This window comes from Amycolatopsis sp. NPDC033938 (assembly GCF_055575975.1).
Genome location: NZ_JBVIRO010000033.1, coordinates 33,709 through 45,312 on the forward strand (window position 1 = coordinate 33,709; position 11,604 = coordinate 45,312).

An 11,604-nucleotide genomic window follows, 5' to 3' on the forward strand; every position below is an offset into this window, starting at 1 on the left:
ACCTTCCGTCAGTCCGTCACGGAGGTTTCGGGTGTCCCGAAAAAGTCCTCTTCGTCGTGCCGTCCTACCGGCGGTCGCCGCCGTGGTCGCCACCGCCGCGCTTCTGCAACTACCGCCCGGTGCCGCGGACGCCAGCCCGGGTCCGGGTGCGCTGACCGGCCTCGATGTCGGCGCGGCCAATCGCCGGGCGCCGGTCGTGGGGCTCTACGACTGGTCCAAGGCGGGATACCGGGGCGGCGCCGCGCTGCCCGGTTCCGCAGAGGTGAATCCGGACGCCACCTGTCAGGTCACCGCGGCGGAACTGGCGAGCCGGTACAACGTCAAACCCGACGACGGCGCCGACGACACGAACGGGATCCAGGCGGCGATCGACGGGATCAAGAGCGCGTGCTCGCCGTCCGGGAGCTACACCAAGCTGAGCACGATCACCTTCCCCGCCGGGCGGTTCGACGTCACGCACGAGATCCACGTCGACGCCGACTACCTGATCCTGCGCGGGGCGGGTAAGGACGCGACGAAATTCGTGTACCGGCCCGACGCGAACACGCTCTACGACACCCTCACCCCGGACGGTTCCGACTGGGACGAGGACGGAATGACCTCGGGCGCGGGCAAGGGCGGCTGGCTGTGGCCAGGCCGTGGGCTGTTCCGTGTCCAGTCGAGGGGAGTGAACACGGCCTACGCGAGTGACTATGCCTCGGCACCCGCGAACCGCAAGGACATCTTCGAAGGCACGGTCAACGTCCATTGGAAGGCCGGGGTGAAGCTGCGCGGCAAGGCCGGCGACACCGCGTTCGCCGCGCGGATGGGGGACCGGGTCGTCCACCTGGCGAGCAGTGGCGCCTTGACCTCGCTCACCGCCGGGAACCTGGTCAACATCCGGGCGGCCAACTCACTGAAGTTCTACGAACAGCAACAGGCGACGCCGACCACGTTCCCGCTGCTGAACATGCACATGCGCCAGCAGATCTTCACGATCACGGCGCTCGACACCTCCGCGCGCACCATCACCCTCGACAAACCGCTCGAGTACGACGTGCCGGTGAACTCCACTTCGGACGGTTCGGCCCCGATCGACGGCGCCACCTACGACTCGAAGGCGGCTCCGCTGGTCGACCCGGTGCTCGGCGTCGGGTTCGAAAACCTCGGCTTCACGCAGGACATGCCGGGCCTGAACCCCGCGGAGGCGAACAACAACTACGGGAACATGGCGCCCGCCGCGGAAATGCACGGCATCGTGTTCAAATGGGCGGCGAACTCCTGGGTGCGGGGAATCCGCGCCGACCTGACCGGTTCGCATCCGATCGTCACCGAGGAGGCCAAGAACCTCCAGATCGTCGACAACGAACTCAACGGCTCCTGGAACAAGGGCAAGGGCGGAAACGGGTACTTCCGCGGTTCCCGGGTGTGGGACTCGCTCTACGCCGGGAACACCTCGACCCTGTTGCGGCACTTCACCTTCCAGTGGTCCGCCTCGGGCAACGTCGTGATCGGCAACTCGTTCGACTCGGACCTGAACCTGCACGGCGGGTGGGAACGCAACAACCTCTTCGAACTCAACACGGTCAAGGTCCCCTACGCGCACCGCTCCGGCAACTGCCGGGCCAACTGCGGTGAGGAGGGCGGCGGCGGTCCCGACGACTCGAACTGGTTCCCGATCTGGTGGGGTGCCGGCAAGAAGGCCGTCAAATGGTCGGGCGGCTCCGGCTACCGCAACGTCTTCTTCAACAACGCCATGACTAAACAGCTCGCGGACGGCGGCCCGTATAACGACTTCTACGGCGACCGGCATCGCGTCTACGTTTTCGGCTGGGACGGCACCGCGTACAAGCATCTCGACGTCGGTGGCACTCCGATCGCGGACTGGGCGAAGAACGAGCAGCGCGACTACACCGGCGGGCACGGGGTCGACGCGACCAAGACCGACGCCGCGACGTCGCTGTTCCTGAGGTCCGTCGACGGGACTCCGCCGTCGTCGTCGACGGGCCAGACCGCCACGCCGACGTCCGCCACTCCCACGACGAGCACGACTCCCGGTCCCGGCGCTTGCCTGACGGCGGCGTTCGCCCGTAAATCGGTGTGGGACAGCGGTTACGGCGGCGGCTTCACCATCACCAACAGCTGTCCGGCGGCGGTGGGCTCCTGGACGGTCGAGTTCGACCTGCCTGCCGGGACGACCGTCAGCACGTCGTGGAGTTCGGTGCTGACCAGGTCCGGTCAGCACTACCGGTTCGGGAACGCGGCGCACAACGGCAACGTCAAACCCGGCGGCACGGCGACGTTCGGGTTCAACGCCGCCGGTCAGGGACTCCCGGTCGCGTGCACGATCGCCGGAACGAACTGCGGAGGCACCGAATGACGAGGAAACGACTGCTCGCCGCGCTCGCGGCCACGGTGTCGGCGGCGGGCCTGTTCGGCGCCGTCGTCACCGCGGAGGCGGCCGCGCCCCGCCTGTCCGCCACGTTCGTTCAGGCCTCGGCCTGGGACAGTGGCTACGGCGGCAAGTACACGCTGACCAACACCGGTGACGCGCCCAGTGCACAGTGGACGGTCGAATTCGACCTGCCTGCCGGGACGACCGTCACCACGTCGTGGAGTTCGGTGCTGACCAGGAGCGGCCGGCACTACAAGGTCACCAACGCCGGCTTCAACGCCACGATCAAACCGGGCGGCACGGCGAACTTCGGCTTCAACACCAGCGGCCTTGGCCTGCCGACCGGCTGCACGGTCAACGGCAGCCCGTGCGGGGGAGGCGCGCCGACCTCGACCCCCAGGACGACCACGACGAGCAACCCGCCCACGACGACGACCAGTGTCCCGGCGGGTGACGTGGTCGACGTCGGGACGGCGGCGGAACTCCAGGCCGCGCTGGCGGCCGCGAGTCCTGGGCAGACCATCCGGCTGGCCGCCGGAACCTACCGGGGTTCCTTCGTGGCCACGAAGCCCGGCACGGCGGGCGCGCCCATCACGGTGACCGGACCCGCCACGGCCGTCCTGATCAACGACGACCCGTCGGGAGAGGCGCCTTCGTGCCCGGTGCCGACGGCGGGCTGGGACTCCGGATACGGGTTCTGGCTGTACGGTGCGCCTTATTGGCAGCTCAAGGGTTTCACCGTGCAGGACTCGAAGAAGGGGATCGTCGCGGACGACTCCCACCACACGGTGATCGACGGTGTCCGGGTGCACCGGATCGACGAGGAAGGGGTCCACTTCCGCCGCTCCTCGGCCGACAGCGTCATCCGCGACTCGACGATCAGCCACACCGGTCTCGTGCAGCCCGGTTACGGTGAGGGCGTCTACCTCGGTTCGGCGAACTCGAACTGGGCGTGTCACGGGAACTCCGGTGGTGTCGATCGCGGCGACCGGATCCAGGTGCTGAACAACCACATCGGGCCGTACGTCGCCGCGGAGTCCATCGACGTCAAGGAAGGTACCGCCGACGGCGTCATCCGGGGCAACACCTTCGACGGGCAAGGGATCTCCGGGCAGAATTCGGCCGATTCGTGGGTCGACGTCAAGGGAACCGGTTACGTGATCGAGGACAACACCGGCACGTTCGCCTCGCCGGGGACCTTCGCGAACGGCTACGAGACGCACAACCCCGAGACCACTCCGTCGTTCCCGAACGGCTGCGGGAACGTCTGGCGGGGCAACAAGTCCGATCTCGGCGACGTCGGCCAGTACGCCATCAAGATCACGTCGACGTCGAAGTGCTCGGAACGGCCCAACACCGTTTACGCGTCCAATACCGTGTCGAGGGCGGTGAACGGCCTGACCAACGTCCCGGTCACTCCCTGATCGACGCCGGTGGCGGGGGCGGCGCGGCCCCCGCCACCGGCGGTCACGTCCGTACGGCGGTGATCGCCATCGTGGTGTAGCGGGTGGTGAACCGGCCGCCCATTCGGTCGATCATCGCACCGACCTCGGCGAGGATCTCTTTCCGCGGGCCGGGTTCGACCCAGGTGAGTGAGCCGAAGGTGGGGAGCTGGTCCAGCCATTCGTCCCGGGTGTACTCCTTTTCCCAGTCGTACCGCCGTTGCTCCGGCTCGCCGAAGCCGCCCGCCTCGCGCAGGCCGTCGGTGATCTTGGTGATGAGCTGCCCGTACGCGTCGGAGGACTGCTTCGGCACGTTCTTGAGCGCGTCGGGAGCGTCGGGGACGTGCCGCCGGTACGCGTCCATCAAGGCGTCCCCGACCTGCGACGGCGGTTCGGGAACATGCCAGAACACGGCCCAAAGCCCGCCGGGCCGCAGGACTTCCGCGGCCTTGACCGCGCCCGCGACCGGATCCACCCAATGCCAGGCCTGGCCCGAGACAAGCAGATCGAAGCGGCGTCCGGCGGGCTCCCAAGCCTCGAAGGTGCCCACTTCGACGTCGATCCCGCTCAGGCGCGCGAAGTCGGCCATGCGCGGATCCGGTTCGACGCCCAGTACCCGGCAGCCTGCCGCCTGGAACTGGCGTGCGTCGATCCCGGTGCCGATACCGATGTCGAGGGTTTCACGGCCGGGGGCGGCCGCGACGAGGTGGTCGATGAGTTCCGGGGGATAGGCGGGCCGGGTCCGGTCGTAGCGTTCGACGTCGACGCCGAAGGATTCGGCGGCCTGTCGATGACGGTGGGGCTCGCGCCCCGACGGTAGAGTGGGCATGCGCCCACCATAAGTGGGCACTTGCCCACTCGTCAACGCAAGGGAGCCGTATGCCGACCGGGATAGCCCTGCGCGCCGTGCGCGCGCAGCTGTTCGACGCCGCCGAGCGGGTCCTCCTCCGTGACGGGCCGAGCGGGCTCACCAGCCGCGCGGTGACCACGGAGGCGGATTGCGCCAAAGGCGTGCTGCACCGGCATTTCGACGACTTCGACGCGTTCCTCGCCGAGTTCGTGCTGGACAGGGTCGAAAAACTCGACGAGAAGACGATCGCGCTGAAGAGCATCGCCGGGACCGGGACTGTCGTCGATAATCTCTCCGAAGCGCTGACAGCGGTGTTCGAATCGGTCGCGGTGGCGATCGTCCCGCTGGTGATCTTCAGGGACGAGCTGCGCGCGCGGTTGCGCCGCGAATGGCCAGCAGGGGTCCCGGTGCTGACGCAGGCGGCGGTGATGATCGCCGCCTACCTCGAAACGGAACGCGGGCTGGGCAGGCTGGCCGCGGACGCCGACGTCGACACCCTCGCGGCCACCCTCATCGGCGCCACCCACCTGCTGTTCGCCGACCGCACGGGTGCCGCGCCCGAGCCTGAGGCGGTGCGGAAGACGGTGATGGCCGTCGTCGGCTCCGCGACATGAAAAAGCGGCGAGCCCCGCGTCGGGACTCGCCGCCTTCTCGGTGGATCAGGACTGCGCGGCGGTGACGGTGTGCCGCAGTAGCAGCGAGGTCGTGACCGGTCCGACGCCACCGGGGACCGGCGTGATCGAGCCGGCGAGGTCCTCGACCGCGGCCTGGTCGACATCGCCGACGAGTCCGCCTTCGGGCGTCGGGTTGGTGCCGACGTCGATCACCACGGCGCCGGGCTTGACGTGGTCCGCGCCGATGAAATGCGCGCGGCCGACGGCGACGACCAGGACGTCCGCGGACTTGGTGACCGCGGCGAGGTCCTTGGTGCGCGAGTGGCAGACGGTCACCGTCGCGTTCTCGCCGAGCAGCAGCAGCGCGGCCGGCTTGCCGACCACGGTCGAGCGGCCGACCACGGCGACCTGGGCGCCGGACAGGGCGACCTGCTCGCGCTTCAGGATCTCCAGCACCGCGGCGGCGGTGGCGGGGGCGTAGGTCGGCAGGCCGGCGGTGAGGCGGCCGAGACTGACCGGGTTGGCGCCGTCGACGTCCTTGCGCGGGTCGATATGCGCGCCGACGTCGTCCAGCGTGACCCCCTCGGGCAGCGGGGTCTGGCAGATGATGCCGTGCACCGACGGGTCGGCGGACAGTTTGTCGAGCTCGCGGGTGACGTCCTCGCCGGTCGGCTTCTCCAGCTGGACCACGCGGCAGTCGACGCCGACCTTCTTCGCGGCACGCTCGATCGAGCGCACGTACCAGGCGGTGGCGTCGTCGTCGGTCGGCACGAGCACGGCCAGCGTCGGCGCGGTGCCCGACTCGCGCAGCTTGGCGGCGGTCTCGGTGACCTCGGCGGTGATGGCGGCGGCGATGGCGCGCCCGTCGATCAGCGTCATCGGGCGATCCTCTCGCGGACCTCGGCGACGAGGGCGTCGGCGCGCCCGGCGGCGGAGGTGTACTCGCCGAGGCGGGCCTCGGTCTCCTTGCGCAGCTGCTCGTCCGACATCGACGCGAGGTTGACCTCGACGTTGACCACGGCCGACTCGAGCGCGGACTTGGCGGAGGAGGCCGCGACCGCGATGTCGGAGATGACGTTGGTGTTGGCGCCTTCGAGGATCGAGGCGGCCAGATCGATGACCTCGGCGGCGAGGGCGGCCGTGCGCAGGGGGACGTCGGCGGCGCCGACCAGCGCGGCCTGGATCGCGGCGCTGCGGGCCTGCTTCTCCTCGTCGGTGGCCTTCGGGAGCTTGTATGCGGAGACCACCGCGTCGAACGCGGCGGCGTCGTCGGCGGCGAGGCCGAGCGCGCGACCGCGGAGGTCCTCGGCCTTGCCGAGAGCCTCGGTCATGCTCTCCTCGAACTGGGCGTACTTCGGCTTGCCGATGGTCAGGTTGCACACCATGGAGACCAGGGCCGCACCCACCGCGGCGTTCATCGCGGCCCCCGCGCCACCGCCGGGTGTCGAGGCCTTCGAAGCCAGCTCGTCGAGCCACTGACCGACCGGTTGAGCCTCCACGCGATGTTCCCTTCCCGCTGGTTTTGCCGTCGCGCCGAAGCCTACCCGGGGGTTCTCGGACGGCCCGAAGGCCACCTTTCACCGTTGATCGACTTCGGCGAAAGACGGCCTCCGGGAAACCGGCTCACGCGCGCTGGTACTCCTCCCAGGTGAGCTTCGGCGTGACGGCGGGGCCGTCGTCGGCGCCGCGCCCGGCGAGGCCGTTGTAGCCGAGGTAGTAGTCACCGGCCTGGTGCTGCGCGGCGGACGACAGGTCCGGATCGGACAGCGCGATGGCGTGGATGTGGTAGGCGAAACCCTGGTCCGGCGTCCGGACCCACGCCGCGAAGCCGACCTGACGCAGCTTCCGCGCGACGTCGGTCCGCGTGGTCGAGGACATCCCCTCGACGCCGATGTCGAGCGCACCGCCGCCGTCGTGCGTACCGGCCGAAGCGCCGACACCGCCCGGGTTGTACGAGCCCTGCGTGATGGTGAGCTGCCTGCCGAGCAGACCCTCGGCCTTCACCAGCATCGCCTTGGTCCGGGTGTTCATCGTCTCGCCGTGGTAGGTCAGGCGGCTACCCGCCGAAACCACCGCGGTGACGGTGTACCGGCCTTCGCCCAGCTTCTCGAGCGAGGTCTTGCCCGGCAGGCCGGAAGCGTCGAGCCCGGTGTATCCCAGCGACTTCTGGTAGCTGGAGTACGCGGTGATCGTCGACGTGCCGAAGTGACCGTCGACGTACTGCTGGTCGAGCAGTCCCTTGGCCGACAGCGCCTGCTCGACGAGCAGCACGCTATCCTTGGCACCCGGCGTCAAGGCGCTGTCGGCCCGGCGCGGGTCGATCTGGGCGGCCTTGAGCACCGCTTCCATGTTGGCCGTGGGCAACACGGCCGCGGTCATTTCGGCACTGGCCGGTGCGGCCACACCGAACGAGAGCGCGGTCGCTGTCGCGAACACGGCTACCTTGGTCAACAATTCCTGCCTCCTGAACTCACCGAAGTTTGTCCGGGCAGCATGATCAGCGCGAATACAAGGTCCGTACAAACGAACAGTTCTCAGGTCTCCCGGCCGCTGACGAAGAGGGTCACCGCTTCGGCCAAGGCCCGGCAATCGGCGTCGTCGGGGTGTTTGGCCGCTTCCTGTTCGAGCGGGCGCAGCCGGTCCCTGGTGCGCACCGATTTGAGCGTTTCGGCGCTTTCGATCGCCTGGATGCCGACGGACAGCGCCTCGTCGCCGTCCCCGCCGAGAACGTGGCCCGTGGCCAGCATGCTCAGGCACAGCGAACGGCTGCGTCTCATTTCCGGACCGTATCCGCGGACGGCGTCGGCGAGTGCGGAGATGGCCATTCCGATATGACGGCCACCCTTGCGCAAGGCCAGATCGGTATGGACCGAACCCGCCATCGCGGAAACATCGATTTCGGTGAAGAACCTCGCCCAGTCGGGTGGCTCGCTGTCATCCTTTTCGGCGAATTCCTCACCCGCTCGTTCCATCAGCCCGACGGCGAGATTCGCGTCGCCCTTCTTGGCGTATGCCCAGCCTTGGTTCGCGCTCAGGATGCTCGCGGCGAGCTTCGAACCGGCACGCCGCGCGGCGAGCCTGCCCAGCTCGAACTGGGTGAGGGCTTCGTCCGTCGCCCCGTAATGGAGATGGATCCGGCCTCGCCGATAATGGATGTTCGCGGTCAATTCGGCGTCTTCGGCATCGGCGGCGAGCTCCAGTGCGACGTCGAGATGGTGCTGTGCGGCGCCGACGTGACCACTGTCGAAACAGGTCCATCCGGCGAGGTTGTGCAGATCCGCGACGGCCGAGGAAAGCCTGGTCCGCACCGGTTCGGAGATCGACATCGCGAGCATCCGGTGTCCGCGATGGATCCGCACCACGACGGCGTCGCGGCACATCCCGCCCCCGCATTGGTAGTCGACGGCACGGAGCGCCTTCGTCTGCGTTTCCAGCGCTTCGACATCACGTTTTCCCACCCGGTCCGGCGCGAAGTACCGGTGAACGGTGGCTTCAGGATCTGTCATGGTCATTTACCCCTGACGTAACCCCAGCGCGATATTCGTGGTCTCAAAGCGTAACCCGGGCCGAGTGTCGCCGCGAGCTTCGCGCCCTCTCTGTCAACGTGCGCTGAGGTATGAAGACAGGTAGTTGTACGGGTGTCATCCAGGCGGGAACTGGCGCAACCTGATATGACTTCCAGTGGATGCCGAAAGGTCGAGACCCACATGGTGCTACGTGCTTCACCGCGTTCGCGAGCCCGTCTCCGGCTGGTCTCCCGCGAGGACGCGCGTGGGGCTCCTCGGGTGGGCGGCCGTCTGGATCGGTACGGTGAACTCGCCGACCGGCGGCTGGCGGCCATCCTCGCCGCCGAGGACGTGGCGGAGGAACACGGGCTGAGCGCGCACGTGCGCACCACCTGTTACGTACACCGGTGCTGGGTGCACCAGTGCATCTCCGATCCGTTGCACGTACTCGTGGTCACCGGGCACCGATGGTGCCGTCGCTGCGACCGCACGATCGACGTCGAGGTCGACGAGAGCTTCCCGGGATCGGTCGAACTCTATTGCGACGGTTGTGGTGTCCCGCCGGACACGGTCGCGAACCGCGAAGTGCTCTTCGCCTGCCGGACCAGCCTCGTCGCCATGCACGGAGGCGACGCGTCGACGTTGTACGTGGTGCCGGACAGCTGAAAGCCGGTGGATTTCGAGCTGCGCGTTCAGTCGGCTGATTGCGGTGATTCTCGCGCGGTGTTTTGAGCGCGCCAGCCGCCACGCGACACACGCTCTAGATCAAGTGAATGCGGCCTCGGAAAGCGGCAGGCTAGCTTGGCGTTATCACCCTTCAGTGGTCAATGCGGCCGGTTCATTGTTACGTAAAATTACGAACACCTGTTCGAGCATTGTTTGGTATTATTGAGGGGTGTCCGAGACCTTTCTTCCTGAGTTGCCGCAGGAGTTGTGGCGTGCCGGCAGGCTGGAGCTTGCCCATGGCGTGCAGCAGTCCCTGCAGGTGATCCGGATTGCCTCCGCCGCCCTGGGGCGGTTTCTGGCGGAGGTCGAGTCTCGTGGCCCGAAAGACTTGTATGGCTATGGTTCGACGGCGTCGTGGCTTGCTGATGTGGCGGGGTTGACCCGGGGTGAGGCGGGTGCGATCGTGCGGCGGGCGATCGCGTTGAACCCGACCCGCGCACTTGATGGCACGGAGATCCCTGCGTTCGCTCCGGCGACCGCGGCGGCGGCTGCTGAGGGTGTGATCGGGGAGCATCGGATCGATCAGATCCTGGAGATTCTGAAGAAGATCCCGGCGGATACGGCCGTAGAGGATCGGGAGTATGCGGAGAAGGTCCTGGCTGATCTTGCCCGGGAGGCGGGGCCGAGGCAGCTCGGGAAGGCGGAGGAGAACCTGCTGGGCTGGCTCGACCCCGACGGTAAGGAACCCAAGGACCCCGAACCGGCCCAGCCCTCGCGGGAAGTCAGCCTGGAGCGCCGCAAGGACGGCTTCTGGAAACTCACCGGCCTCCTCGACGATGAACTCGGCGCCCGCACCGCCGCCGTACTCGACGCCTACGCCAAACCACGCCCAGTCGACGAGTTCGGCCAAGCGGATCCCCGCACGAAGGCGGAACGCCAGGGTGACGCCTTTGCCGAGGTCTTGGATCTGGCGATCGCCTGCCCGGACCAGCCCGGTACCTCTGGTTACCGGACGTTGGTGCACGTCACCATCGGGCTTGAGGAGCTGAAGTCCGGGATCGGGACCGCGTGTCTGGATTTCGTCGGGGAGATGACCGCCCGGGAAGCCCGACTGGCCGCGTGTGATTGCCTGATGTTGCCGGTGGTGTTGAGCGCTTCCGGGGAACCGTTGGATATGGGGCGGCTGCGACGGTTCGTCACCCCGGGGCAACGACGGGCGTTGAACATCCGGGACCGGGGTTGTGCGTTCCCGGGCTGTCATCGGCAGCCGAAGCACTGCCACGCCCACCACATCGATCACTGGGCCGATGGCGGCCCCACCGACCTGCGGAATCTGACCTTGTTGTGCGGTTTTCATCACCGGCTGATTCACCACGGGGATTGGGAAGTCCGGATGGCGGCCGATGGGCTACCGGAGTTCAGGCCGCCGCAGTATTTGGATCCGTTACGAAGACCCAGGCGCAACACGCTTCATCGCGCCGCTTAACCCTGCATGACCTGAGGAGCCCGCCAGCCGCACCGGCGACGGGCCCCTCGTCATGCCCACAGACCGGACTGAGGCATCGCGCCCGCTCGCGGGTGCCCAGGTGTCGTGAGTGGCGATTCGAATTTTGAGGGGTAGGGCAAAAGTGGCATGTCCTTCGACGCTGTAGCAGCAGTGCCCCTGTTATGTCGCGAAAGCCACTGCCTTGCTGGCTTGTGAAACAACTGTCCAGCGTGATCGAGGTCCGGGCCTGGCTGGCCTGACTTGATAGAAGCGTGGACTAGACGCCATCGACCTCGACTGAGGTGTGTCTGACCAGCCCGGCCCGGAAAGGTGCACCTGTTCTCCGGCTAGGGAAGGAACACGCGCGTGTCCATGGTGGTCATCGGGATAGGTCCGCACAAGTCCAGTCATACCGCGGTCGCTGTCGATCAGGCCGGACGGAAACTGGCCTGCAAGACCGTCCGCTCCGACGACAAGGGACTGCTCCGGCTGCGGGCCTGGTCCGCACCCTGATCGGGCAGGGCGCCACCTTACCAACACCATCTACCAAGCACTCAAAGCAGACTTGACGTAGGGCGTGTCCTGCGGATCTTGTTCATGATCGTGTGCAGACAATGACTGTGTGGTGGGTCGTGGTGAGCTGACGGATCGGGCGTGGGCGGTGAT

General features: G+C 67.6%; 11 protein-coding genes. 6 read left to right on the plus strand and 5 right to left on the minus strand.

The features are described from left to right. The first annotated feature begins 31 nt into the window (after positions 1–31). Together ACZ5ZX_RS40705 and ACZ5ZX_RS40710 are read left to right on the plus strand one after the other, a co-directional pair. Positions 32–2,359, plus strand: a complete 2,328-nt coding sequence (locus ACZ5ZX_RS40705) for a cellulose binding domain-containing protein (RefSeq protein WP_465507346.1) — start codon at positions 32–34, stop codon at positions 2,357–2,359. Next, positions 2,356–3,798, plus strand: coding sequence for a cellulose binding domain-containing protein (locus ACZ5ZX_RS40710; RefSeq protein ID WP_465507347.1), 1,443 nt, complete (start codon positions 2,356–2,358; stop codon positions 3,796–3,798). The genes ACZ5ZX_RS40705 and ACZ5ZX_RS40710 overlap by 4 nt, the downstream gene beginning before the upstream one ends. A gap of 43 nt (positions 3,799–3,841) precedes the next feature. Here ACZ5ZX_RS40710 and ACZ5ZX_RS40715 read toward each other — a convergent pair whose 3' ends face one another. Further along, positions 3,842–4,645 carry a class I SAM-dependent methyltransferase gene (locus tag ACZ5ZX_RS40715; RefSeq protein WP_465507348.1) on the minus strand — a complete coding sequence of 268 codons (804 nt, stop codon included), beginning with the start codon at positions 4,643–4,645 and terminating at the stop codon, positions 3,842–3,844. 50 nt (positions 4,646–4,695) lie between these two features. Here ACZ5ZX_RS40715 and ACZ5ZX_RS40720 point away from each other — a divergent pair, with 50 nt between their 5' ends. After that, positions 4,696–5,280, plus strand: coding sequence for a TetR/AcrR family transcriptional regulator (locus ACZ5ZX_RS40720; RefSeq protein WP_465507349.1), 585 nt, complete (start codon positions 4,696–4,698; stop codon positions 5,278–5,280). 45 nt (positions 5,281–5,325) lie between these two features. Here the strand turns inward: ACZ5ZX_RS40720 and ACZ5ZX_RS40725 are convergent, their stop codons facing one another. From ACZ5ZX_RS40725 to ACZ5ZX_RS40740, 4 genes are all read right to left on the minus strand, one after another. Further along, entirely contained in the window at positions 5,326–6,159 is an 834-nt protein-coding gene (locus ACZ5ZX_RS40725) for a bifunctional 5,10-methylenetetrahydrofolate dehydrogenase/5,10-methenyltetrahydrofolate cyclohydrolase (RefSeq protein ID WP_465507350.1), read from the minus strand. Beyond that, the gene (locus ACZ5ZX_RS40730; RefSeq protein WP_465507351.1) at positions 6,156–6,779 is read right to left on the minus strand and encodes a cyclodeaminase/cyclohydrolase family protein; all 624 of its coding nucleotides are present in this window, start codon (positions 6,777–6,779) and stop codon (positions 6,156–6,158) included. The genes ACZ5ZX_RS40725 and ACZ5ZX_RS40730 overlap by 4 nt, the downstream gene beginning before the upstream one ends. 124 nt (positions 6,780–6,903) lie before the next feature. Further along, positions 6,904–7,734, minus strand: a complete 831-nt coding sequence (locus tag ACZ5ZX_RS40735) for a peptidoglycan-binding domain-containing protein (protein ID WP_465507352.1) — start codon at positions 7,732–7,734, stop codon at positions 6,904–6,906. Positions 7,735–7,814: 80 nt separating this feature from the next. Continuing rightward, on the minus strand, positions 7,815–8,786 hold the full coding sequence (locus ACZ5ZX_RS40740) for a tetratricopeptide repeat protein (protein ID WP_465507353.1): 972 nt from the start codon (positions 8,784–8,786) through the stop codon (positions 7,815–7,817). A 201-nt stretch (positions 8,787–8,987) separates the two neighbouring features. Between ACZ5ZX_RS40740 and ACZ5ZX_RS40745 the strand changes: the two genes are divergently transcribed. The 3 genes from ACZ5ZX_RS40745 (at position 8,988) to ACZ5ZX_RS40755 (ending at position 11,451) form a co-directional block, all read left to right on the plus strand. After that, positions 8,988–9,452, plus strand: a complete 465-nt coding sequence (locus ACZ5ZX_RS40745) for a hypothetical protein (protein WP_465507354.1) — start codon at positions 8,988–8,990, stop codon at positions 9,450–9,452. A gap of 229 nt (positions 9,453–9,681) precedes the next feature. Further along, the gene (locus ACZ5ZX_RS40750; RefSeq protein WP_465507355.1) at positions 9,682–10,938 is read left to right on the plus strand and encodes an HNH endonuclease signature motif containing protein; all 1,257 of its coding nucleotides are present in this window, start codon (positions 9,682–9,684) and stop codon (positions 10,936–10,938) included. A 366-nt stretch (positions 10,939–11,304) separates the two neighbouring features. After that, positions 11,305–11,451, plus strand: a complete 147-nt coding sequence (locus ACZ5ZX_RS40755) for a hypothetical protein (protein ID WP_465507356.1) — start codon at positions 11,305–11,307, stop codon at positions 11,449–11,451. Positions 11,452–11,604: the final 153 nt, after the last annotated feature.